Annotated in this window: 18 protein-coding genes, 2 tRNA genes and 1 pseudogene; 12 read left to right on the top strand and 9 right to left on the bottom strand. The window is 59.7% G+C overall.

The genetic code is table 11. The features are described from left to right. The first annotated feature begins 2 nt into the window (after positions 1 to 2). The 10 genes and pseudogenes from mutL to V6L81_RS24155 all read left to right on the top strand — a co-directional run bounded on the left by mutL (position 3) and on the right by V6L81_RS24155 (position 11711). A complete protein-coding gene (gene mutL, locus V6L81_RS00935) occupies positions 3 to 1901 on the top strand; it encodes a DNA mismatch repair endonuclease MutL (protein ID WP_165446536.1) in 1899 nt (632 codons plus the stop codon). Beyond that, complete coding sequence (gene miaA, locus V6L81_RS00930; protein WP_095000952.1) at positions 1901 to 2881, top strand: tRNA (adenosine(37)-N6)-dimethylallyltransferase MiaA; 981 nt, start codon at positions 1901 to 1903, stop codon at positions 2879 to 2881. Before mutL ends, miaA begins: the two co-directional genes overlap by 1 nt. Positions 2882 to 2971: 90 nt before the next feature. Next, positions 2972 to 3232, top strand: a complete 261-nt coding sequence (hfq, locus tag V6L81_RS00925) for an RNA chaperone Hfq (RefSeq protein ID WP_016783304.1) — start codon at positions 2972 to 2974, stop codon at positions 3230 to 3232. A gap of 13 nt (positions 3233 to 3245) precedes the next feature. Continuing rightward, positions 3246 to 4547 carry a ribosome rescue GTPase HflX gene (hflX, locus tag V6L81_RS00920; RefSeq protein WP_095000953.1) on the top strand — a complete coding sequence of 434 codons (1302 nt, stop codon included), beginning with the start codon at positions 3246 to 3248 and terminating at the stop codon, positions 4545 to 4547. A gap of 96 nt (positions 4548 to 4643) precedes the next feature. Next, the gene (hflK, locus tag V6L81_RS00915) at positions 4644 to 5825 is read left to right on the top strand and encodes an FtsH protease activity modulator HflK (RefSeq protein ID WP_095000954.1); all 1182 of its coding nucleotides are present in this window, start codon (positions 4644 to 4646) and stop codon (positions 5823 to 5825) included. Then, a complete protein-coding gene (gene hflC / locus V6L81_RS00910) occupies positions 5825 to 6703 on the top strand; it encodes a protease modulator HflC (protein ID WP_095000955.1) in 879 nt (292 codons plus the stop codon). Before hflK ends, hflC begins: the two co-directional genes overlap by 1 nt. Positions 6704 to 7110: 407 nt before the next feature. Further along, positions 7111 to 8298, top strand: coding sequence for an ATP phosphoribosyltransferase regulatory subunit (locus V6L81_RS00905; RefSeq protein ID WP_095000956.1), 1188 nt, complete (start codon positions 7111 to 7113; stop codon positions 8296 to 8298). A gap of 54 nt (positions 8299 to 8352) precedes the next feature. Further along, the gene (locus tag V6L81_RS00900; RefSeq protein ID WP_016783309.1) at positions 8353 to 9642 is read left to right on the top strand and encodes an adenylosuccinate synthase; all 1290 of its coding nucleotides are present in this window, start codon (positions 8353 to 8355) and stop codon (positions 9640 to 9642) included. 419 nt (positions 9643 to 10061) lie between these two features. Continuing rightward, positions 10062 to 10805: pseudogene (locus V6L81_RS24160) on the top strand (methyl-accepting chemotaxis protein); the annotation flags it as partial. Between the two features lie 21 nt (positions 10806 to 10826). Further along, on the top strand, positions 10827 to 11711 hold the full coding sequence (locus tag V6L81_RS24155; RefSeq protein WP_370688628.1) for a methyl-accepting chemotaxis protein: 885 nt from the start codon (positions 10827 to 10829) through the stop codon (positions 11709 to 11711). A gap of 125 nt (positions 11712 to 11836) precedes the next feature. On the opposite strand, the gene V6L81_RS00890 is transcribed toward V6L81_RS24155, so the two are convergent. From V6L81_RS00890 to V6L81_RS00850, 9 genes are all read right to left on the bottom strand, one after another. Beyond that, a complete protein-coding gene (locus V6L81_RS00890) occupies positions 11837 to 13390 on the bottom strand; it encodes an iron ABC transporter permease (RefSeq protein WP_095017680.1) in 1554 nt (517 codons plus the stop codon). Continuing rightward, the gene (locus tag V6L81_RS00885) at positions 13390 to 14415 is read right to left on the bottom strand and encodes an iron ABC transporter substrate-binding protein (RefSeq protein WP_095000959.1); all 1026 of its coding nucleotides are present in this window, start codon (positions 14413 to 14415) and stop codon (positions 13390 to 13392) included. The genes V6L81_RS00890 and V6L81_RS00885 overlap by 1 nt, the downstream gene beginning before the upstream one ends. A 233-nt stretch (positions 14416 to 14648) precedes the next feature. Then, positions 14649 to 15740 (bottom strand): cytochrome c peroxidase, encoded by a 1092-nt coding sequence (locus tag V6L81_RS00880; protein WP_338660417.1) that lies wholly within the window; start codon positions 15738 to 15740, stop codon positions 14649 to 14651. Further along, complete coding sequence (locus V6L81_RS00875) at positions 15737 to 16501, bottom strand: hypothetical protein (RefSeq protein WP_338660416.1); 765 nt, start codon at positions 16499 to 16501, stop codon at positions 15737 to 15739. The genes V6L81_RS00880 and V6L81_RS00875 overlap by 4 nt, the downstream gene beginning before the upstream one ends. Positions 16502 to 16549: 48 nt before the next feature. After that, positions 16550 to 18511, bottom strand: a complete 1962-nt coding sequence (locus V6L81_RS00870) for a TonB-dependent receptor (protein ID WP_338660415.1) — start codon at positions 18509 to 18511, stop codon at positions 16550 to 16552. A 145-nt stretch (positions 18512 to 18656) separates the two neighbouring features. After that, positions 18657 to 19625 (bottom strand): FecR domain-containing protein, encoded by a 969-nt coding sequence (locus V6L81_RS00865; protein ID WP_095017677.1) that lies wholly within the window; start codon positions 19623 to 19625, stop codon positions 18657 to 18659. Next, positions 19618 to 20124 (bottom strand): sigma-70 family RNA polymerase sigma factor, encoded by a 507-nt coding sequence (locus tag V6L81_RS00860; protein ID WP_095017676.1) that lies wholly within the window; start codon positions 20122 to 20124, stop codon positions 19618 to 19620. The genes V6L81_RS00865 and V6L81_RS00860 overlap by 8 nt, the downstream gene beginning before the upstream one ends. Before the next feature lie 192 nt (positions 20125 to 20316). Continuing rightward, positions 20317 to 20403: transfer RNA gene (locus V6L81_RS00855), tRNA-Leu, on the bottom strand. A 174-nt stretch (positions 20404 to 20577) separates the two neighbouring features. Next, positions 20578 to 20664: transfer RNA gene (locus V6L81_RS00850), tRNA-Leu, on the bottom strand. Between the two features lie 227 nt (positions 20665 to 20891). Here V6L81_RS00850 and rnr point away from each other — a divergent pair. Together rnr and rlmB are read left to right on the top strand one after the other, a co-directional pair. Continuing rightward, positions 20892 to 23555, top strand: a complete 2664-nt coding sequence (gene rnr / locus V6L81_RS00845; RefSeq protein WP_095000963.1) for a ribonuclease R — start codon at positions 20892 to 20894, stop codon at positions 23553 to 23555. Next, a complete protein-coding gene (gene rlmB, locus V6L81_RS00840; RefSeq protein ID WP_338660414.1) occupies positions 23552 to 24316 on the top strand; it encodes a 23S rRNA (guanosine(2251)-2'-O)-methyltransferase RlmB in 765 nt (254 codons plus the stop codon). Before rnr ends, rlmB begins: the two co-directional genes overlap by 4 nt. Positions 24317 to 24449 lie beyond the last annotated feature (133 nt).

Raw genomic sequence — 24449 nt, 5'->3', positions numbered from 1 at the left:
CATTGAGCAGCAGCGCGCGGATTGAATTGCTCAGCCCGCGCCTGGCCAACCAGATCGCTGCGGGCGAAGTAGTTGAACGCCCGGCTTCGGTGATCAAGGAACTGCTGGAAAACAGCCTCGATTCGGGTGCCAAGCGCATTGATGTGGACGTGGAGCAGGCCGGGATCAAGCTGCTGCGGGTACGTGACGATGGCAGCGGAATTTCCAGCGACGACTTGCCGTTGGCGCTGGCCCGTCACGCCACCAGCAAGATTCGTGATCTGGAAGACCTTGAGCGGGTGATGAGCCTGGGCTTTCGCGGTGAGGCGCTGGCTTCCATCAGTTCCGTGGCGCGCCTGACCCTGACCTCGCGCACCCGTGGTGCCGATCAGGCCTGGCAGGTCGAGACCGAAGGCCGCGACATGGCGCCCCGGGTTCAGCCGGCTGCGCATCCGGTGGGCACCTCGGTTGAAGTGCGCGACCTGTTTTTCAACACCCCGGCACGGCGCAAATTTCTCAAAACCGAAAAGACCGAATTCGATCACCTGCAGGAAGTGATCAAGCGCCTGGCGCTGGCACGTTTTGATGTGGCGTTCAATTTGCGCCACAACGGCAAGTCCATCCTCAACCTGCACGAAGCCCGCGACGATACTGCCCGCGCCCGGCGTGTGGCGGCCGTGTGCGGCTCCGCGTTCCTGGAACAGGCAATGCCCATCGAGGTTGAACGCAATGGTTTGCACCTGTGGGGCTGGGTCGGTTTGCCGACTTTTTCCCGCAGTCAGGCGGACTTGCAGTACTTCTATGTCAATGGCCGCGCAGTACGCGACAAACTGGTGGCCCATGCGGTGCGCCAGGCGTATCGCGATGTGCTGTTCAATGGTCGCCACCCGACCTTTGTGCTGTTCTTTGAGGTCGACCCCTCGGTGGTCGACGTCAACGTACACCCGACCAAGCACGAAGTACGCTTCCGTGACGGGCGCATGGTGCATGATTTCCTCTATGGCACTTTGCACCGTGCTCTGGGTGACGTTCGTCCCGAAGACCAACTGGCCGCACCAGCGCCGGTGCCCGGGGCCGAGCGCCCGACGGGGCTGGATGCTGGCGAATTCGGCCCGCAGGGTGAAATGCGTCTGGCGGCCAATGTGCTGGAGCAGCCGCAGTCGGCCCCGTCACCGCATGTGGCAGGTTCGGGCGCTGGTGCGGGCTATCAGTACCAATACCGTCCGCAGTCCTCCGCGCCCCCGGTGCCCGTTGAAGAAGCGCGCAATGCCTATCGCGAGTTTTTCGCACCATTGCCTGAGGCCAATGCCGCGCCTCTGCCGGACGGGCAAGGTGATATTCCGCCGCTCGGCTTTGCTCTGGCCCAGCTCAAGGGCATTTATATCCTCGCGGAAAACGCCCAGGGGTTGGTGCTGGTGGATATGCACGCGGCCCATGAGCGGATCATGTATGAGCGTCTGAAAATCGCCATGGCCAGTGAAGGCCTGAGTGGTCAGCCGCTGCTGGTGCCGGAATCGATTGCGGTCAGCCAGCGGGAAGCCGATTGCGCCGAAGAACACGCCGAGTGGTTCCAGCGCCTGGGCTTCGAGTTGCAGCGCCTTGGCCCGGAAACCCTGGCCATCCGCCAGATCCCGGCCCTGCTCAAGCAGGCCGAGGCCCAGCGACTGGTTCACGACGTACTGGCCGACCTGATGGAATACGGCACCAGTGACCGGATCCAGGCGCACCTCAACGAGTTGCTCGGCACCATGGCCTGCCACGGTGCGATCCGCGCCAATCGCCGTTTGGCGATCCCGGAAATGAACGGTCTGTTGCGTGACATGGAAAACACCGAGCGCAGCGGTCAGTGCAATCATGGTCGTCCCACCTGGACCCAAATGGGCCTGGACGACTTGGACAAACTCTTTTTGCGCGGTCGCTGATGACAGGTTCCAACGCTTTACCCCCGGCTATTTTCCTGATGGGGCCGACGGCCGCCGGCAAGACCGACCTGGCCATCGAGCTGAGCAAGGTGCTGCCGTGCGAGCTGATCAGTGTTGACTCGGCGCTGGTCTATCGCGGCATGGACATCGGCACTGCCAAGCCGTCGAAAGAAATTCTGGCGGCTCACCCGCATCAGTTGATCGACATTCTCGACCCGGCCGAGAGCTATTCGGCGGCCGATTTTCGTCGCGATGCGCTCAAGGCCATGGCCGAGATCACGGCGCGAGGCAATATCCCGCTGCTGGTGGGCGGCACCATGCTCTATTACAAGGCACTGATTGACGGCCTGGCCGACATGCCTCCGGCGGACCCCGAGGTGCGCGCGCAGCTTGAAGAAGAGGCGCAGCGCCTTGGCTGGCAGGCCCTGCACGATCAGTTGGCAGCCATAGATCCGGAGTCTGCCGCGCGAATTCACCCCAATGATCCGCAGCGTCTGACCCGGGCGCTTGAGGTTTATCGGGTCAGCGGCATGAGCGTGACGGCCCATCGGCAAAAACAATCTGAACAAACGACTAAAGCAGCGGCTTCTGGGCACAGCCAATTGCCCTATACTGTCGCGAATCTGGCCATCGCTCCGGCGAACCGTCAGGTGCTGCATGAGCGAATTGCACTAAGATTCGGGCAGATGCTGGAACAGGGGTTCATTGACGAGGTCATAAACCTGCGCAACAGAAGTGACCTGCATGCCGGGTTGCCGTCTATACGTGCAGTGGGTTACCGCCAAGTCTGGGACTACCTCGACGGCAAGCTGACAGCGGCCGAGATGCAGGAGCGCGGCATCATAGCCACGCGCCAGTTGGCCAAGCGCCAGTTCACCTGGTTGCGCAGCTGGAATGATTTGCATTGGCTTGACAGTCTGGACTGCGACAATCTGCCACGAGCCTTGAAATACCTGGAATCGGTCTCCATATTGAGCTGAGTCTTGGCAAATGCCGTCTATCCTATGGATGTGGCGACAGCGGTCATCTAATTTTTGTTTCTATTTTTTATCCTTACAGGAGTGCGGCATATGTCAAAAGGGCATTCGCTACAAGACCCTTACTTGAATACTTTGCGTAAAGAGAAGGTTGGCGTTTCCATCTATCTGGTCAACGGGATCAAGCTGCAGGGGACCATCGAGTCTTTCGACCAGTTCGTGATCCTGCTGAAAAACACCGTCAGCCAAATGGTTTACAAGCACGCAATTTCGACAGTCGTACCAGTACGTCCAATTCGTCTGCCTAGCGCAACCGAATCGGATCTGGCAGACGCTGAACCAGGTAATGCCTAAATAGGAGCATCCTTTGTTCTTTGAGCGCCACGGTGGTGGTGAGCGAGCGATCCTCGTTCACTTGGAAGGACAGGACCCTGAGGCGCGCGAAGATCCGCAGGAGTTCCAGGAGTTAGCTGTGTCGGCTGGCGCCGATACCGTCGCGTTTTTTAACGTGCCGCGTCATCGGCCATCGGCCAAATACCTGATTGGCAGTGGCAAGGTCGAGGAGTTGCGCGATCTGGTCAAGGCCGAGAAGGTCGACATCGTGATTTTCAATCACGTACTCACGCCCAGTCAGGAACGTAACCTCGAACGTGTTTTCGAGTGTCGCGTGCTTGACCGTACCGGGCTGATTCTCGATATCTTCGCTCAACGCGCCCGTACCCATGAGGGTAAGCTGCAAGTCGAACTGGCTCAGCTTGACCACATGAGCACGCGTCTTGTACGCGGCTGGACTCACCTTGAGCGTCAAGGTGGCGGCATTGGCATGCGCGGGCCGGGTGAAACCCAGCTCGAAACCGACCGCCGACTGTTGCGTGTGCGCATCAGCCAGATCAAAGCCCGTCTGAAAAAAGTCCGCAGTCAACGCGAGCAGTCCCGTAGAGGGCGTCAACGCGCCGATATTCCTACAGTGTCGCTGGTGGGCTATACCAACGCCGGTAAATCCACGCTGTTCAACAAGGTCACCGGCTCTGACGTCTTTGCCGCCGACCAGTTGTTCGCCACGCTAGACCCGACCCTGCGCCGCCTTGATCTGGGTGACCTGGGGCCGATCGTGCTGGCCGACACCGTGGGCTTTATTCGTCATCTTCCGCACAAGCTAGTTGAAGCATTCCGGTCTACGCTCGAAGAGTCGAGCAATTCCGATCTGCTGCTGCATGTGATCGATGCGCACGAGCCTGAGCGCATGGCGCAGATCGAGCAGGTGATGGTGGTACTGGGCGAAATCGGTGCGCAGGACTTGCCGATTCTCGAGGTCTACAACAAAATCGATTTGCTTGAAGGTGTCGAGCCGCAGATCCAGCGTGATGCCGATGGCAAGCCGCAGCGGGTCTGGTTGTCGGCCCGTGATGGTCAAGGGCTGGAGTTGCTTGAGCAGGCCATCGCCGAGTTGCTGGGCAATGATTTGTTCGTGGGCACCTTGCGCTTGCCGCAACGTTTTGCTCGACTGCGTGCACAGTTCTTCGAACTGGGGGTTGTGCAAAAAGAACAGCATGACGATGAGGGCTCCAGTCTGTTGGACGTACGCCTGCCGCGATCCGAGCTCAATCGCTTGGTCAGCCGCGAAGGGATGCAGCCGCTGGAATTCATCGAAGAACACACTTTGCAATAAAAGCCTCGCAAAGCGGTCGTGCCGCTGTGATAGGCATTCTGTAGCATTGGTCGGCGCGCCGTGGGCGCGTCTTTGCTTTATCAGATGGAGAGCGCTATGGCTTGGAATGAGCCGGGTGGCAACTCGAACAATCAAGATCCTTGGGGTGGCAAACGCCCTAAAAATGGCGACCGCAAGGGGCCACCAGATCTCGACGAGGCCTTCCGAAAGCTGCAGGAAAGCCTGAATGGGTTGTTCGGTGGTGGGAAAAAACGTACTGGCGGCAGCGGCAGTGAGGGTGGTTCGAATGGCAAGGGCGCCGGCTACGGTCTGCTCGGCATCGGCCTCGTCGTGCTGGCGGCTGCCTGGCTTTACAGCGCCGTGTATGTAGTCGATGAGCAGGAGCAAGCCGTGGTGCTGCGCCTGGGCAAGTACTACGACACCGTTGGGCCGGGCCTGAATATCTACTTCCCGCCGTTCGACAAAAAGTACATGGAGAACGTGACGCGTGAGCGTGCGTACACCAAGCAGGGTCAAATGCTGACTGAAGACGAAAACATCGTCGAAGTGCCGCTGACCGTGCAGTACAAGATCAGCAACCTGCGCGACTTCGTGCTGAATGTTGATCAACCGGAAGTCAGCTTGCAGCAGGCGACCGACAGCGCCTTGCGTCACGTCGTGGGTTCCACGTCGATGGATCAGGTGCTGACCGAAGGCCGTGAGCAAATGGCCGTGGAAATCAAGGAACGCCTGCAGCGTTTCCTCGATACCTACAAGACCGGTATCACCGTGACCCAGGTCAACGTACAGAACGCAGCCGCACCGCGTGAAGTACAGGAAGCCTTCGATGACGTGATCCGTGCCCGAGAAGACGAGCAGCGTGCCCGCAACCAGGCCGAAAGCTATGCCAACGGCGTTGTACCGGAAGCACGTGGTCAGGCCCAGCGCATCATCGAAGATGCCAACGGCTACCGTGATGAAGTGGTTTCCCGCGCCAAGGGTGAGGCTGACCGCTTTACCAAACTGGTTGCCGAGTACCGCAAAAATCCTGAAGTGACCCGCGACCGTCTGTATCTGGACACCATGCAGGAAGTCTTCAGCAACACCAGCAAGGTACTCGTGACCGGTAACAAAAACGGCCAGAGCAACCTGCTTTACTTGCCGTTGGACAAAATGATCGAAGGCCGTAATGGCAGCACCCCGGCAACGGGTTCGGCAGCCGCAGCGAGCAATACTGATTCCGGCTCGCACGTCAGCACGGATCTGCCGCCACAACCGCGCACCAGGGAGAGCCGCTGATGAGCAATAAATCGCTGGTTGCCCTTATTGTTGCTGTTGTCGTGGGGATCGTTGCCTGGAACAGCTTCTACATCGTCTCGCAAACCGAGCGTGCTGTACTGCTGCGCTTTGGCCGTGTGGTCCAGGCTGACGTTCAGCCGGGCCTGCATGTGAAGATTCCTTACGTCAACCAGGTGCGCAAGTTCGACGCCCGCCTGATGACGCTGGACGCGCCGACTCAGCGTTTCCTGACGCTGGAAAAGAAAGCGGTCATGGTTGATGCCTTCGCCAAGTGGCGTGTGAAAGATGCCGAGCGCTTCTACACCGCAACTTCGGGCATGAAACAGATTGCTGACGAACGTCTGTCGCGTCGTCTGGAATCCGGTCTGCGTGACCAGTTCGGCAAGCGCACCCTGCACGAAGTAGTGTCGGGTGAGCGTGATGCGTTGATGGCTGACATCACTGCATCGTTGAACAAAATGGCTGAAAAAGAGCTGGGCATTGAAGTGGTCGACGTTCGCGTCAAGGCCATCGACCTGCCAAAAGAAGTAAACCGCAGCGTTTTCGAACGTATGAGCACCGAACGTGAGCGTGAAGCACGCGAGCATCGGGCCAAGGGTAACGAACTGGCAGAAGGCATTCGTGCTGACGCCGACCGTCAACGTCGTGTTCTGCTGGCTGAAGCTTATCGTCAGTCCGAAGAAGCACGCGGTGATGGCGATGCCCAGGCAGCTTCGATCTACTCCAAGGCTTATGGCCAGGATCAGGAGTTCTACAAGTTCTATCGCAGCCTGCGCGCTTACCGCGAAAGCTTCGCGAGCAAGAACGATGTGCTGGTTCTGGACCCAAGCAGCGATTTCTTCCGCTACCTGGAAAAATCCAAGCCTTCGCAGCAGTAAAAGCGCTTCAAGCCTGTGGGAGCAGGCTTGCTCGCGATGCAAGCAACTCGGTCTGTCTGCTAAATCGAGTTGATGCCATCGCGAGCAAGCCCGCTCCCACACTGTTTTCAGAAGGGTTGGCATGTTCATCACAGGCCCTGATTCACTCCGCTTGGCGGTCAAATGGCCTCGCAGGGTGATCCTTTTAGAAAACGGGTGTATGATGCGGCAGCCGGGAAATTCCCGGCTTTTTTGCGTCTGCATGTTTGATTGTCCGAATGGCTGTTACAGCATCGGCAGAATTTTCGAGGAATGTGCGAGCCTGTCGTTCAGGCTTTTTTGCTGTGCGCGTTCAAGACGCAGCCACGTTCTGCTTTACTCAAGGCTCGCCTGCTGGCTGGCCGCCCGGATCACAGGGGAATGGCGTAATGGCAACGGTAGACCGCTGGCTTTTGCCAGATGGCATCGAAGAAGTACTTCCACCTGAAGCTGCCCGCATTGAAGTGGCGCGCCGTCAGGTGTTGGATCTGTTCCAGAGCTGGGGCTATGAGTTCGTCGTGACCCCGCATATCGAATACCTGGAGTCCCTGCTGACAGGGGCTGGCCAGGACCTCGACTTGCGTACCTTCAAGGTGATTGACCCGCAAACGGGTCGCCAGATGGGTTTTCGTGCCGACATCACGCCGCAAGTGGCGCGTATCGATGCGCATACCCTGCGTCGTGAAGGCCCGAGCCGTCTGTGCTACGCCGGCAGCGTGCTGCATGCTCAACCGCGTGCACTGTCATCCTCGCGCAGCCCGATCCAGCTGGGCGCCGAGTTGTATGGCGATGCAAGCCCGAGCAGCGATGTTGAAGTGATCAGCCTGATGCTGGCCATGCTGCAACTGGCCGATGTGCCGGATGTGCACATGGACCTGGGGCATGTTGGTATTTACCGTGGTCTGGCCCGTGCGGCCAACCTGTCGGTTGAAGTGGAACAACAATTGTTCGACGCCCTGCAACGCAAGGCGATCGACGAAGTAACGGCCTTGACCCAAGGCTTGCCGGCCGATTTGGCGGGCATGCTGCAGGCCTTGGTTGGTTTGTGTGGCGGTCACGAAGTTCTGGCTGCTGCGCGCGAGCGTCTGGCCAAGGCTCCGGCTCAAGTGCTGGCAGCTCTGGACGACCTGGTGGCGATTGCCGAAGGGTTGTCTGTGCGTTTCCCGCAGTTGCCGTTGTACTTTGACCTGGGCGAGTTGCGTGGGTATCACTACCACACAGGTGTAGTGTTTGCGGTATTTGTACCGGGCGTTGGGGACTCCATCGCCCAAGGCGGTCGTTATGACGACATTGGTGCTGTTTTCGGGCGTGCCCGGCCGGCAACCGGCTTTTCGACCGATTTGAAAACCCTGGTGACCCTGGGGCGTGCGGAAGTCAAGTTGCCGTCTGGTGGTATCTGGATGCCAGACAGCACCGATGCGGCACTCTGGCAGCAGGTTTGCCAGCTTCGCAGTGAAGGCCAGCGTGTGGTTCAGGCGTTGCCTGGGCAACAGCAGGCTGGTGCCCTGGAGGCAGACTGCGACCGCCAATTGATTCAGCAGAATGGCCTGTGGCAAGTAGTGCCGCTGGTTTCTTGAGTTTTCCTGCCGGCGGCTGCCGGCACCAAGTTTGCGCGAATGAGGACAAGTGTTATGGGTAAGAATGTCGTAGTCCTGGGCACCCAATGGGGTGATGAGGGCAAAGGCAAGATCGTTGATCTGCTGACCGAACATGCTGCCGCTGTAGTGCGTTACCAAGGTGGCCACAACGCTGGCCACACGCTGGTAATCGACGGCGAAAAAACCGTATTGCACCTGATTCCGTCGGGCGTGTTGCGCGAAGGCGTGCAATGCCTGATCGGCAACGGTGTCGTGGTTGCTCCCGACGCCCTGCTGCGTGAAATCATCAAGCTGGAAGAGAAAGGCGTACCGGTGCGCGAGCGCCTGCGTATCAGCCCGTCCTGCCCGCTGATCCTGTCGTTCCACGTGGCGCTGGACCAGGCCCGTGAAAAAGCCCGTGGCGAGCTGAAGATCGGTACGACCGGTCGCGGTATCGGCCCGGCTTACGAAGACAAAGTTGCCCGTCGTGGCCTGCGTGTTGGCGACCTGCTGAACATGCCGCGCTTTGAAGCCAAACTGCGTGAACTGGTGGATTACCACAACTTCATGCTGGTTGGTTACTACAAAGAGCCGGCTATCGACTTCGACAAGACCCTGGCCGAGTGCAAGGAATACGCCGAGCTGCTCAAGCCGTTGATGCTGGACGTGACAGCCGAGCTGCACGACCTGCGTCGCGCTGGCAAGGACATCATGTTCGAAGGCGCCCAAGGTTCGTTGCTGGACATCGACCACGGTACCTATCCGTACGTGACCAGCTCCAACACCACCGCTGGCGGCGTTGCGACCGGTTCGGGCGTTGGCCCGATGTTCCTGGACTACATCCTGGGCATCACCAAGGCTTACACCACTCGCGTAGGTTCGGGCCCGTTCCCGACTGAGCTGTTCGACGACGTTGGCGCTCACCTGGCCAAGCAAGGTCACGAGTTCGGTGCTACCACCGGCCGTGCCCGTCGTTGCGGCTGGTTCGACGCCGTTATCCTGCGTCGCGCTATCGATGTGAACAGCATCTCGGGCATCTGCCTGACCAAGCTGGACGTACTCGACGGTCTGGAAACCATCAACATTTGCGTTGGCTACAAAGACGCAAACGGTGTTGATGTTGCACCGACCGACGCTGACAGCTACGTAGGCCTGCAGCCTGTGTACGAAGAAGTGCCGGGCTGGACTGAATCGACCGTGGGTGCCAAAACCCTGGAAGAGCTGCCAGCCAACGCTCGCGCTTACATCACGCGCGTAGAAGAGCTGATCGGCGCTCCGATCGACATCATTTCGACTGGCCCGGACCGCAACGAGACCATCGTTCTGCGTCACCCGTTCGCTTAAGTCGCTGCTGATGTAAAACAAAAGGCCCTTCGGGGCCTTTTGTCGTTTCTGCCTGTTGTGCGGCACGACCCTTGCTGTGAAAACCGTCAATAAGCGTGCTATCAAAATAATGGCACCTAAGTGGAGGGTTTTCCGTGTCTGCCGTTCTCTCACTGTTACAAAGCCGTCTGCTGCGGCCTGTATTCGTTACCCTAGGTATCGCTCTTTTGGTGCAGGTTTTGGTGGCTGTTGCACTGACACGGAGCACGGTGACGGCGTTGGAGTCTGATCTGGATGCGCGTCTGGGGGCAGACAGCCAAAAGCTCACCGCGGAACTGGAGCAGGCCGGGCGTGAAGTTAAAAGCAGCCTTGACGCGTTGTCTGCCAGCACCCGGCAGCGTTTGACCGCGGGCCTGGAGCCACGCTTGAAAGACGAGCAAATGCAGCTCAGGCAATCGCTGGAGAAGAACCTGCAGGACTCGGCAAACGACATGGCGCAACTGCTGGCAGCTGTAGCGCCGCGTGCCATATGGGATAGCGACGTGCCCACGCTGTCCGATTTCGCCCGACGCGCTCAACGTAATCCTAATGTGTTATTCGTGGTGTACGACGATGCCACGGGGCAGCATCTGACCCGCTATCTCAATCGTGATAACCCGATCAACCAGGCGCTTTTGGCCAAGGGCAATGGCGAGCGGGCGCTGGATAAAGTGCTCGATGCGGCCCGCCATGATCCGTCGGTGTACTACCTCGAAGCCTCTATCAACCCCAATGGCGTCGAGATCGGCAAAGTGCTGATGGGGGTTTCCACCGCCTCGGTTGAGCAGGACCTGGCGGCCCTCGACCAGCGCTTTTCGACGTTGATAGCCAATAGCGGGCAACTGGTCGGCGAAAGCTTGCAAGGTGCTGCCAGCGACAGTTCGGCAGCACTGGGCGCGCGTCTGGAGTCGGCGCAGGCAGCGGCGGCGCAGATGCAGGCCAATACCGCGCAGACCGTGCGCGAGGCGGCGGACACCTTGCGCTGGCGTATTGGCATGGGGCTGGCGATTGTCGGACTTGGTGTGTTGCTGTTACTGGCGGTGGTGCTGGGGCGGCGGGTGGTCAACAAGTTGCTGCTGCTGATTGCCGCGCTGGATGACCTGGCCGCAGGCGAAGGCGATTTGACCAAGCGTGTAGGCCTGAACAGCAAGGATGAAATCGGCGATATGGCGGCGGCGGTTAACCGCTTTGTCGACAAACTGCAGCCCATCGTGCGTGAGGCGGGTGATGTGGCGCAGCGCACCGGGGTCGAGATCGGTGTGATGACCTTGCGCAATGCCGGGGCCGATGCTGCCGCGCAGTTACAGCGCGATGAAGTAGCTCAGAGCCTGCATGCACTGTCGACCATGGCAGATGCAGCCCAGTCGGAAAGCCAGGCGATGCAGGCGGCGCTCCGGCAGGTGGTTGATATTCGTCAGGCTACTGATGAAAACACTCGCACCTCGGCCAAGGTCGGGGGGCTGATCGAGGCGCTGGCCGGACAGGTGGGCGAGGGAGCCAAGGTGATCGAGCGTCTGGCGCAGCAAAGTGAGCAGATTGAAGTGGTGCTGACGGTGATTCACGGCATCGCCGAGCAAACCAATCTGCTGGCTTTGAACGCGGCCATTGAAGCCGCGAGGGCGGGGGAGACTGGGCGTGGTTTTGCTGTGGTAGCCGATGAAGTGCGGGCTCTGGCCAGCAAAACCCAAAGCTCTACCGGTGATATTCAGGCGCATATCGTGGCCTTGCAGCAGGGAGCCAGGGAAGCCGTGGCGGCCATTGGCCTGGCGGGGCGTCAGGCCGATGAGGGCCTGGCGGTGCTGCGCGGCAGCGTGCAGTTGCAAAAGACCATGCAGGTATCGGTCGAGCAGGTGCATAGCGCGATTGGTGATGCGACCAAAGCTGCCGAGCATCAGGCGCAAGGAGCGTATGCGGTGCGTGGGCGGGTGGAAGTGATCCATGCCCAGGCCGAGCGTGCGGCCGAGGCGGTGACCCAGACCACGGCCAGCGGCAAGGTGCTGGACGGGTTGGCGGCGCAGCTCAAGGCGAGTCTTGGGCAGTTCCGGGCGTAGAGAAGCGGGGCTGCCCCTGTGGGAGCGGGCTTGCTCGCGATGCGGGCAGCGCGGTGTATCTGCATGCCCCCGTCGATGCCATCGCGGGCAAGCCCGCTCCCACACGGGGTATGCTGGATCCGCTGTCAGCGGCTCAAATACATCCTGGTGGTGAGCAAGTACACCGGCAGCCCCGACACCAGAATCAACAACGCCGCATAAGGCGCCGCTGCCGCAAACTCGATATTCGAAGTATGCGACCACACTTGTGTTGCCAGGGTGTTCAGCCCGGTCGGACTCAGTAGCAAGGTGGCGGTCAATTCCTTCATCGCATCCAGAAACACCAGGGCAAAGGCCGCCCCCAGCGCGGGGAAGATAATCGGCAGGGTCACCCGGCAAAATGCCGTAAACGAAGTGGCGCCCAGGGTCCGTGCTGCTTCTTCCAGTTGCGGAGCCGCCTTGTTCAGCGCCGTGCGGATGGGTGCCTGTGCCAGTGGCAAAAACAGCAGCGCATAGGCAATCAGCAGCAATGCCGAAGTCTGGTACAGCGCCGGCACATAATGCAGGGCGAAGTAGACCAGCGCCAAGGCAATCACCAGCCCGGGCAGTGCATGTAACAGATATGGCAAACGCTCCGCCCAGATGGCCAGCGGGCCTTTGTAGCGCACCACCAGCAATCCGACCGGCACAGCCAGCACCAGGCACAGCGCCGCACCGCCCAGGGCCAGTGACAGCGACGAGAACAGAGCCTCGCCAATCTCGGCCAGCGGGAATGCTGCCGAGCTGCCCTTGATCAGCCAGTACGCCAGCATGCCCAGCGGGATGCCGCTGCCAATCACCGCCAGCGCCAGGCAATACAGTTGCCCCGGTAGCGACCACTTGCCCAGGTTCACTTGTTCCGCATGCCGTGCAGCGCCCTGGCCGATACGAATATGCCGGCCTTTGCCACGAACCTTAAGTTCCAGCCATAACAGGCTCAGGCACATCACCAGCAGCACCGCAGACAGCATCGCCGCATTGGCATTGCTGAACTCCAGCTCGAACTGCTGATAAATGGCTGTGGTAAAGGTCTGCAGGCCGATGATCGACAGCGCGCCGAATTCCACCAGCATATGCAGGGCAATCAGCAACGAGCCGGCCAGCAGCGAAGGCCAGAGCAGTGGCAGGGTGATCTTGAAAAACACCCCCCAGCGGTTCTGCCCCAGGGTTCGAGCCGACTCTTCAAGGGCTGGGTCGAGGTTGCGCAGGGTCGCCGCCACCGGCAGAAAGATCAGCGGGTACTTGGACAGGCTCATCACCAGAATGGCACCGCCCAGGCCCTCGAAACTGGCGCTGAGCGATACCCAGGTAAAGCTGCTGACAAACGCCGGCACGGCAAATGGCAGGCACAGGATCACGCCCCACAGGCGCCGCCCCGCCAGGTTGCTGCGCTCCAGCAGCCAGGCCAGGCTCAGGCCGACCAGCGCGCAGGTCAGTGTGACGCCGATCATCAGCAGCAAGGTGTTGCGCATCAGGCCAAAGACATAAGGCCGCCACAACAGGTGCAGGGCTTCAGACCACCCGGCTTGCCAGGCCTTTGTGCCGACATACAACAGCGGCAACAGGCTCAGGCCCACCAGTAGCAGTACGGGCAACAACAGCCAGATCGAAGGCTTTTTGCGAGTGGGCGTAAAGCGTGCAGGTTGAGCGGCTGACAACATCAGAGCAGGCCTACATCACGTTCAAGGTCCAGTGCTTCTTCAGCGTTACCCAGGTCGGCAGGCGTCACTTTCGGCGGTTGCAGCTCTTCAAACGGTTTGAGGCCGCGTTCCGAGACCATGCCTTTGCGCATCGGGTATTCAGCGGTGGTGTTGGTGATAACGCGCTGACCTTCTTCACTGGCCATGTAAGCCAGCAGTTGCTGGGCTTCCTTGGGGTGTTTGCTGGCCTTGATCACGCCGGCGCTGGACACGGTGATCAAACCGCCCGCATCACCATCGGTGAAGTAGTGCAGTTTGGAATCCAGCTGGCCTTTTTCGCGTTGCAGGGCAAACCAGTAGTAGTTGTTGACCAGTACTGCGGCGACTTCACCGTTTTCTACGGCTTTGAGTGCCACCATGTTGTTGGTGTAGGTCTTGCCGAACGCACGCAGACCGGTCAGCCATTCTTCGGCGGCATCGCGCCCGTGCAGCTTGATGATTGCTACGGCCTGTTCCTGGAAGGCACCGCTGGTGGGTACAAAGCCGATCTTGCCTTGCCATTGCGGGTCAGCGAAATCCAGAACCGACTTGGGCAACTGGTCTTCGCTGATCTTTTTCGGGTTGAAGGCGACAACGCGGGTACGCGCAGTCACGCCGATCCAGGTGCCATTGGCGGCCACGTACTCTTTGGGCAGCGCTTGCAGGGTGCTGTCATCGGCCTTGGCCAGAAAGCCCTGTTCGCCCAGGCTGTTCAGAGGCGGCGACTCTTCGGCGTAGAACACGTCCGCAGGCGAGCGATCGCCTTCTTCCATGATCTGGCTGGCCAGTTGGTTGCTGCTGCCTTTGCGCACATTGACGTGAATGCCGGTCTTGGCTTCAAAGGCGGCAGCGAGGTTGTCGCCGACCTCTTTGTGCTGGCCGTTGTACAGGGTCAGCGTCACAGGATCGGCAGCGTAGGCGGCGGGAGCAAGCAGGGTCAGGCCAAGTGTTGCGATGGACAAACTGCGCAGTAGAAATGTCGCAAGCTGGGTATTTCGGAGCATCATTCGCTGGTTTCCTCGCTTGGGTACTACAAAACTTGTAACAATAATAAACGATATCGTTTCTCAAGTGCGCTTGACCCAGCGTCCAATTGCACCAGTGCGACGAAATGTGATGCTGCCGGCCTGTTCTGCTTTTGTGGGAGCGGGCTTACCCGCGATGGGTATGCTGCCGTTTTACCGGTACACCGTGTCGCCTGCATCGCGAGCAAGCCCGCTCCCACAAAGTCAGGCGCTGCCTACAGTGTGTCGAGAAAGCTGCGCAAGGCCCGCAGTTCGTCCTTGTCCATGTTCAGCGCCTTGAGCCGGTCGCTGGTGCGTGGGAACAACGGGTCGTTGACCTGTTGCGCGTTGGGGCGCGGGCGGGGCATGCCCATGTTGTAGAACGCCAGCGTGCCTTCCATGTTCACAAACAGGCCGTTGTGCATCCACGGTGCGGTTTTCATCACCAGGCGCAATGACGGCGTACGAAATGCCCCCACGTCTTCTGGTTTGCGCGTTACTTCGTAGCGCCCGAGGTCTTCGTATTTACGCCCGTAGTAACTCAGGCCGACGTTATGAAACTGCTCGTCGCTCAGCGCCGGGCCGAAGTGGCAGTTCATGCAGCGTGCCTTGGTGCGAAACAGATGCAGGCCATAGAGCTGCTCATCGCTCATGCGTTGCGGGCGCCCGCGCAGCAGTTGCTCGAAGGCGGTGTTGCGCGTGGCGCTGACCAGCGTGCGCTGAAAGGTGGCCAGGGCCTGGGCGGTTTGCTGTGGGGTGATCGGGCCTGGCCCGAAAACTTGTGCAAACTCCTCCCGGTAAGCGCTATTGGTATTGAGCCGTTGCAGCAGTTGCGGGATATCAAAGGCCATTTCCACCGGGTCGACGATGGGGTGCATGGCTTGCTGTTCCAGAGTGCCACCGCGCCCGTCCCAGAACAGCGCCGGGCTGTAGCCGCTCATTGCCAGGCTGGGGGCATTGCGTCGGCCGCTCTGGCGGTCATGCCCGAACGAGACGCGGCGGCCATCGGCAAAGGCCATATCGGCTTCATGGCACGAAGCGCAGGCGATTTGCCCGGAGCGCGAGAGCTTGGGGTCGTTGAACAGTTTTTTGCCCAACTCGGCCTTGGCTTCGCTGAACGGGTTATCCGGCGGTGCGGGGGCGTGGGCGGGCAGGGCGGCCATTTCCTGCCATTGCACATCGGCATCTACCAGGGGTGAAGGCCATTGGGCGACGGGCTGGCGGTATTGTTGGGCGATGCAGGTTTTGTAGTCGGCGGCCTGTTCGTCGCAGGCGACTGCGTTCAGGGTCAGGGTGCCGAGGGTCAGGCCGAGGAATAGGGTCTTCAAAATTTATACCCCACTTCCAGCATGAACTGGCGGCCGACTTCATAGTTGAGTACGCCGTTGGTGTCGGTGGAGCTGACGATGGTCTTGTCCAGCAGGTTGCTGACGTCGAGATTGACGAAAACGGCCTGATCCTTGGCGGTGGGCATCTCCCAGGCCACACGGGTGTCCCATGTCAGTGCCCCGGAGAACGGGGTTTCTTCCCAGACATAGACACTGCTGCCTTCGTGCTCGACCTTTTTGTTGGTGGAGGCAATGCGCCGGTAGCCGTCGCGGTAACGCAGGAAGTTGGTCCAGGTCAGGTGCAGGGGCTCGACTTCGGTCACGGTGGTCAGGCGCGCGGTCCAGGGGCGGTTGTAGTTGCTGGCGGGCATGTCGGAATACTTCATGAACTTGCCGTCGTACTGGATCGTCGGGTCTTCTACGTAGATAGCGCCGATGCTGGCGCTGTAGCTGGACAGCCCGGTGTTGTTGATCTTGCTCCAGTCCATCGCAAACTGCGCAGTGGTGCGGGTGCTGCCCAGATTGAAGGGTTGCAGGGGGGTGATGCTCAGGGTGTAGATGTCGGCGTCGCTTTTGCCGCCGTTGTAGTAGGTGTAGTAGTTGGCAGCCAGGGTCGAGGTGTCTTCGGACGGTTCGCCGATTTGCGCGCCCCAGGCGCGGCTGATCTGGTCGCGCCCCTTACGGTTGACGTACTTGACGGCGAACTCGGTGTTCCACTGCACGTGGCTCAGGCCCAGGGTCAGTTCGTCGTCGTAAGGCACTTTGAGCTGGTTGAATTTGCTGTCATTGGCGATGTGCTTGCTCAGCTCTCAGTCAGACGTCTGCGTCTTGCGGGTGTATTCGGTGCTCATCGAGGCAATACCGTCGCGCAGGCGATAGGCGTAAAGGTTGCGTCCGTAGTAACGGTTGGCGCCGGCAGTGAGGCGGGTCTTGCCATCGCCAAACACGTCCAGCTCGGTGGCCAGGCGCGGGGCGAAGGTGATCTGATTCATATAGTTGTCGCCGTCCACCCGGATGCCGGGCCTGACGGTGAGGCGCTTGTAGTGCATTTCGTCTTGCAGATACAGCGCCCATGAACGCGTGTCGAAGGCAATTTTGCCCTGGGTAACGGTCATCTTGTTCGCATACTGGCCAGGCCAGCCATTGATTGTTGGTGCCATTGAGCACAGCGGGTCATTGCCGGTGCATGACGTGGCCTTGTCCACCGCATAGCTGCTGTAGGGTGTGCCGCGCTCATAGCTGGCCGAGTTCTGCGACAGCTCCAGGCCAGTTTGCAGCGAATGATCCACACCCAGCCATTTGAAGCTGTTCCAGTCGGCCTTGAGTTTGTAGGCCAGGGTTTTTTGGGTTTCTTCGATATCGCCAAAACCGCCTTCGGTGGCGAATGCCGAGGTGCTCCAGTCGCGACTGGCCGAAGTTCGCCAGAGGATCATGTAGTCGCGGTCGGAATAGCGTGAGGTATTCAGCTCGCTCCAGCTCAGGTTCTGCTCAACCCGGGCCAGGGGCGCGTTCCACACCAGGCGCGTACTGATACTGTCGCCACCGGCATCCATATCGCGGCCGGACACCAGCGAGTTGGGGCCGTAGGTGCGGGCGGTTTCCGGCGCGTGGGTCAGGGTGGTATCGAGCTTCCAGTCTTCGTTGATCTGCCAGGTGGCCTTGAGGAAGTAGTTGTCGATGCGCCGCGATTGTTCTTCGGTCTCCATTGCCGTTTCGGTCTGGTTGGCCACGGAAAACAGGCGGGTCGGCATGGTGGATTCTTTACGCGAGAAGGTGCCCAGCAAGCCGAAGTTGTCGGTCAGGTGGCCTTCGAGGGTGGCGCGGGTGATGACTTTTTCGAAGTCGGGCTGGTAGTTGTTGCCAAAGCCGGCCTTGAAATTTTCCAGGTCCGGGTCGTCTTTGTTCAGGTGATAGCGGGTCCACTCGGAGCGGGTCATTTGTACCGACACCTTGCCGTGCAGTTCCTTGCGGGGGTCGCGGGTATTGGCTTCGACTACACCGCCATTGAAGCCGCCAAATTCTACCGGCACGTTACTGTCGTAGACCTTGATGTTTTCCAGCAGGTCGGTGTCCAGCGCCAGGCCCTGGCTGCGCCCCGGTATCTCATCGAAGTCGTCGTTGCTGTTGCCCGGGTCCAGGTCGTTGTTCATGCTCATGCCGTCAACGATAAACAGGTTCTGCCAGGGCCGTGCGCCGTTGATGCTGATATCGGCGGGGGCGATTTCCCCCGGGTTTTTGCTGCTCAACTGGCTGTTGTCGAACTGCACGTTGGGGTTGGTGCGCAGCAGGCTGGTGATATCACCGTTGCCCGAGGGCAGGTCCTCGATCATCTGCCGGTCGATCACCTGTTCGCCCTGGAACACCGGCTCCATCGCCGTGATGGGGGTGCTTTTGATTTGCAGCACATCGCTTTGGGCGGGCGGCAGGATTGAGGCGCTGTCAGACGAGGTCACTTCCCATAGCATGCCCGTGCCGCGCAACAGGTGGGCCAGGGCTTTTTCGGGGCTGGTGCTGGCATCGACTGGCGAGCTGGTCAGGCCGTTGAGCACGGTGCTTTCCGCGCTGACCTGCCAGCCTGACTGCTGGGAAAACGCAATCAGGGCGCTGGCCAAAGGCTGGGCCGGGATCTGGAAGTGCAGTTGTTGACGGCTGATTGGCGTGTCGGCTGCCGGGCTGGCAGCGATGGCCAGTGCGGGCAGGCCGAGCAACAGGGCCAGGGACAACGATCGATAGCGAGCAACACTGACACAACGCAAACGCGAAGAAGGCATGAGGTGACCTACGAAATGAAACGCCATAGTCACTAATGCGAATCTTTATCAGTGACGTTCGTAGGTAAAGACTCCCGGGCCTTCAGGATTTCCAGAAATAAGTGAAAATAGTTTCGTTAGCGCAAGCCCGCGCCCGCAGGGAGGCTCAGGGCTTGGTCGAGACGATCAGGGTGTAGGGCACGCTGTCCTGCAGGCGTCCGCCCAATGGGGCAATGGCGGTTTGCAGTGCGCGTTTGGGGTCGCGCAGGTTCAGGGCTGCGGTGATGCGTCGTTGCCCCAGCGCCTTGTCCGTCAGCAGAATCAGGCCCGGCTGATAGCGGCGCAACTGGGTGATCACGTCATCGATCGATTGATCGACCGCCACCAGCTGCCAGCGACGCCAGGGCGCGATTTGCTCCTGGGGCAATTGCACGATGCGCGTGCGCTGGCCGTTTGCAGTGAAGTGCAGTTGGTCGCCATGGCCCAGCAGGTGCGTGGCCGAAACCGATGCTTGCGGCGTTTGTACCGCAACCGTGCCGCTCTCGACGCTGACGTCGACACCGTTGTCGTCCAGGTTGACCGCAAACGCGGTGCCGGTCACCCGAACCCGCACGTCACCGGCGTTGACGTAGAAGGCGCGGTTGGCATCGTGGGTCACCGAGAAAAAGGCCTGGCCACGCAATAGCGTGACTTCTCGCTGATCGGGGTTGAACTGCACATCGGCAAGCGTATTGCTGTCGAGAAGCATCTGGCTGCCATCGCTGAGCGCCACTGTGCGGTGTTCGCCGGTGGGGCTGCGGTGGTCGGCTTGCATCGCCTGCCAGTCGGGGCCCCACATCAGCAGGGCGCTGGCGGCCACGGCGGCGCCGACCAGTGCGCGTTTGCGCCGGCTCAGGCGCTGGGGTGGGCGTGCCATCGGCGGGGCCGGTGCTGTTGTCGCCGGCAGGGTGAGCGCCTCGCCGCTCAGGCTCCAGACCTTGAGCGCCTTGCGATAAGCCGCGTCGTGCTCAGGGGCGCTGGCGCGCCAGTGGTTCAGGCGTTCGGTCAGTTCGGAGTCTTGAGGGTTCTCCTGGATCAGCAGCAGCCAGTCCAGTGCGGTTTCCCAGATCGGGTTCGGGGGCGGTTTTTCAGTCATCACTCAGTTGTTCCGCGCAGTAGGTCAGGGCGTCGCGGACCAATTGGTGGGCCAGGCTCACGGATATGCCAAGTTGCGTGCCGATTTGCTGAAACGTCAGGCCTTGCAGGCGATGCAATACGAATGCCTGGCGCGTGCGCTCCGGCAGGCGGGACAAAGCATGTTGCAATTTGCGCAATTCGTCCACATGCAAGGCTTGCTGCTCGGGCGAAGGCGCGTTGGAAATGTGTTCGTCCAATGATTCGCTATGGGTGGTGTGGCGGTTTTCCAGGGTTGCCCGGCGATTGAGGTCAAAGGCCAGGTTGCGCACGATACGGTAAAGATAGCCCACCGGTTGTGTCAGCGGGGCGAGGTTGTCCGCGCCCTGGCTGAAGCGCAGCCAGGCGTCTTGAACCACATCTTCTGCCTTGGCCCGGCAGCCCACGATGGGGGCGGCATAGTCGACCAGGGCGATACGATGCGTCAGGTAAAGCTGGAGCCTGTCATTGGTGTCGGGCACGGGTATCCAGGAGGATGAGCCAGGGATCTGAAGTTGGCCGGATATTAATGCGGATGAGATAGATTATCAAATACGACCTTTAGGCCGCAGATAAAAGGTATCGAAGAGGGCAGGAAGGAATCCCGGAAACTAAAAAGCCCGCTTTCGCGGGCTTTTTGAGTGGTTGCACAGGGTGAACCTGTAAACCTGAATTGGTGCCCAGAAGAAGACTCGAACTTCCACGACCTTGCGGTCACCAGCACCTGAAGCTGGCGTGTCTACCAATTTCACCATCTGGGCAGTATCAGCAACGTTGCCGCTGTTGATGTGGCGCATAATACGTAGAGCTTTTCGATCTGTAAACCCCTGTTTTAATTTTATTAAATCAGGGGCTTAGCTGACCCGGAATGCAAAAACCCGCTTTCGCGGGTTTTTGTGTGAGGCTGAAGAGTGTACTACTCTGCAATCTCGAATTGGTGCCCAGAAGAAGACTCGAACTTCCACGACCTTGCGATCACCAGCACCTGAAGCTGGCGTGTCTACCAATTTCACCATCTGGGCAGTATCTTCAACGCTGTTGCCGTTGTTGATGGCGCGCATCTTACGGACGAACCTTTGACCTGTAAAGCGTTGTGTTTAAAAATAGTGAAAATATTTCGCGAACGGTTGGTCGACAGCAGCAAAGCGCGTCAGAAAGGACTAATAAGGCCCAGTGTGTGCCTGAAATTTCCCGTTTCAATACGCGTATGCCAAACTAACCCGCATATAGACAAGGTGAAAACTATCTAATGGCCGATTGGCAGACCCTCGATCCCGAGGCCGCACGTGAAGCGGAAAAATACGAAAACCCTATCCCTAGCCGCGAACTGATCCTTCAGCACCTGGCCGAGCGTGGCTCGCCTGCTGCTCGTGAACAGTTGGTGGAAGAGTTCGGTCTGACCACAGAAGACCAAATCGAGGCCTTGCGCCGTCGCCTGCGTGCGATGGAGCGCGATGCCCAGCTGATTTACACCCGCCGTGGCACTTACGCGCCGGTGGACAAGCTCGACCTGATTCTCGGCCGTATCAGTGGCCACCGCGATGGCTTCGGCTTCCTGGTTCCGGACGACGGCAGCGACGACCTGTTCATGAGCCCTGCGCAAATGCGCCTGGTGTTCGATGGCGACCGTGCGCTGGCCCGTGTTTCGGGGCTGGACCGTCGTGGTCGTCGTGAAGGCGTGATCGTCGAAGTGGTTTCCCGTGCTCACGAAACCATCGTGGGTCGCTACTTTGAAGAAGGTGGTATTGGCTTCGTAGTGGCCGACAACCCGAAGATCCAGCAAGAAGTGCTGGTAACCCCGGGTCGCAACGCTGGCGCAAAAATCGGTCAGTTCGTCGAAGTGAAGATTACTCACTGGCCTACGCCGCGTTTCCAGCCGCAAGGCGATGTACTGGAGGTTGTAGGCAACTACATGGCTCCGGGCATGGAAATCGATATTGCCCTGCGTACTTACGACATTCCTCACGTATGGCCGGAAGCTGTGCTTAAGGAAGCAAGCCGCCTGAAGCCGGAAGTCGAAGAGAAAGACAAAGAGAAGCGCATCGACCTGCGTCATCTGCCGTTCGTCACCATTGACGGCGAAGATGCCCGCGACTTCGATGACGCCGTATTCTGCGAAGCCAAGCCTGGCAAGCTGCGCCTGTTCTCCGGCGGCTGGAAGTTGTACGTGGCAATTGCCGACGTCTCCAGCTACGTGAAAATCGGTTCGGCCCTGGATGCCGAAGCCCAGGTTCGCGGCAACTCGGTGTACTTCCCTGAGCGCGTGATCCCGATGCTGCCTGAGCAGCTGTCCAACGGCCTGTGCTCGCTGAACCCGAAAGTCGACCGTTTGGCCATGGTTTGCGAGATGACCATCTCCAAAACCGGCGAAATGACCGACTATCAGTTCTACGAAGCGGTGATCCATTCCCAGGCACGTCTGACCTACAACAAGGTCAGCACTATTCTGGAGCAGCCGAAAACCAGCGAGGCCAAGCAACTGCGCAGCGAATACGCTGATGTGGTGCCGCACCTCAAGCAGTTGTACTCGTTGTACAAGGTGTTGCTGGCAGCTCGTCATACCCGTGGCGCGATTGATTTTGAAACCCAGGAAACCCGGATCATCTTCGGTTCCGATCGCAAAATTGCCGATATTCGCCCGACCACCCGTAACGATGCGCACAAGCTGATTGAAGAGTGCATGCTGGCGGCCAACGTGGCCACCGCCGAGTTCCTCAAGAAGCACGAGATTCCTGCGCTGTATCGTGTCCACGATGGTCCGCCGCCGGAGCGTCTGGAAAAACTGCGTGCGTTCCTCGGTGAGCTGGGCCTGAGCCTGCACAAAGGTAAAGATGGTCCGTCGCCAAAGGATTACCAGGCATTGCTGGCCAGCATCAAGGACCGTCCGGATTTCCACCTGATCCAGACCGTAATGCTGCGTTCGTTGAGCCAGGCGGTATACAGCTCCGATAACCAGGGCCACTTCGGCCTGAATTATGAAGCCTATACCCACTTCACCTCGCCGATTCGTCGCTACCCTGACCTGTTGACCCACCGTGCGATCCGCAGCGTGATCCATTCCAAGATGGATACCCCGCACGTTCGCCGTGCTGGTGCGATGACCATTCCGAAAGCGCGCATCTATCCGTACGACGAAGCGATCCTGGAGCAGCTCGGCGAGCAGTGCTCCATGAGCGAGCGCCGTGCCGACGAGGCCACCCGCGATGTGACCAACTGGCTCAAGTGCGAGTTCATGAAGGATCGCGTAGGCGAGTCGTTCCCTGGCGTGGTAACGGCAGTGACCGGTTTTGGCCTGTTCGTGGAACTGACCGATATCTATGTTGAAGGTCTGGTTCACGTAACTGCCTTGCCGGGCGACTACTACCACTTCGACCCTGTGCATCACCGCCTGGCGGGCGAGCGCACCGGTCGCAGCTTCCGCTTGGGTGATACCGTTGAAGTGCGGGTCATGCGCGTCGATCTCGACGAGCGCAAGATCGACTTCGAAATGGCGGAAAAAACCCTCAGTGCGCCGATTGGTCGTAAAAATCGTACTGCTGATGCGCCTAAAACCAGGAATGCAGGCAAGGCTGGTACCAAGCCGACTGAAAAGCCGGTTGAGCCAGCCCCGGCTGCACGTCGCAGTGCGCCGGCCAAGCCCGCTAAAAAATCCTCGGATGATGCTTATCGCCCAAGCGATGCTGCGGCAAAAAACGCCGAGCTGCGCAAAAGCCGTGAACTGAAACAGGCGCTGCTGGCCGAATCGAAAAGCGGCGGTCGGACATCGGAGCCGGGAAAGTCGGGTAGGGGGGCGCCTGCAAAAGATGCGGGCAAGCCTTCCAAGCCGAGCAAACATCGTAAAGGCCCGCCAAAATCGGGCACCGCTCCAGCCGCCAAAAGCGGCGGGGCGCGCAAACCTAAGGCCAAGTCATGAGTCTGGAAAAAATCTATGGCGTGCATGCCGTAGAAGCATTGCTGCGTCACCATCCCAAGCGCGTCAAGCAGGTATGGCTGGCAGAAGGTCGCAGTGATCCGCGTGTACAAACGCTGATCGAGCTGGCCAACGAAAACCGTGTGGCTGTCGGCCAGGCCGAGCGTCGTGAAATGGACGTCTGGGTCGAAGGCGTGCACCAGGGTGTGGTGGCGGATGTGAGTCCGAGCCAGGTCTGGGGCGAAGCCATGCTCGACGAGCTGCTCGATCGCACTGAAGGTGCCCCGTTGTTGCTGGTACTGGACGGCGTGACCGATCCCCACAACCTGGGTGCTTGCCTGCGCTCGGCGGATGCTGCCGGTGCGCTGGCTGTTATCGTGCCCAAGGACAAATCTGCAACGCTGACGCCGACGGTACGAAAAGTAGCCTGCGGTGCAGCGGAAGTTATTCCGTTGGTTGCCGTGACCAACCTGGCGCGTACCCTGGAGAAGCTCCAGCAGTGCGGCTTGTGGGTTGTCGGTACGGCCGGTGAGGCTGAAGTCAGTATCTATGACCAGGACCTGACCGGCCCGACCATCCTGATCATGGGTGCAGAAGGCAAGGGCATGCGTCGCCTGACCCGTGAGCACTGTGATTACCTGGTCAAGCTGCCGATGGCCGGCAGCGTCAGCAGCCTGAACGTTTCGGTGGCGACAGGTGTTTGCCTGTTCGAAGCCCAGCGTCAGCGCGGCGCCAAGGCCAAGACTTCTTCGAAGAAGAAGTAAGCTGGCTGGCTGTTAAATGTGGGAGCGGGCTTGCTCGCGATGCGTATCACGCGGTGTCTCTGGATGACCGCAGCGATGCCATCGCGAGCCAGCCCGCTCCCACATTGGTTTGTGGCGTATACAAGTAAAGATT

The organism is Pseudomonas bubulae, assembly GCF_037023725.1.
GTDB lineage: Bacteria > Pseudomonadota > Gammaproteobacteria > Pseudomonadales > Pseudomonadaceae > Aquipseudomonas > Aquipseudomonas bubulae.
The sequence above is the reverse complement of the archived record's forward strand: the minus strand, read 5'-3'. Positions and strand labels throughout refer to the sequence as shown.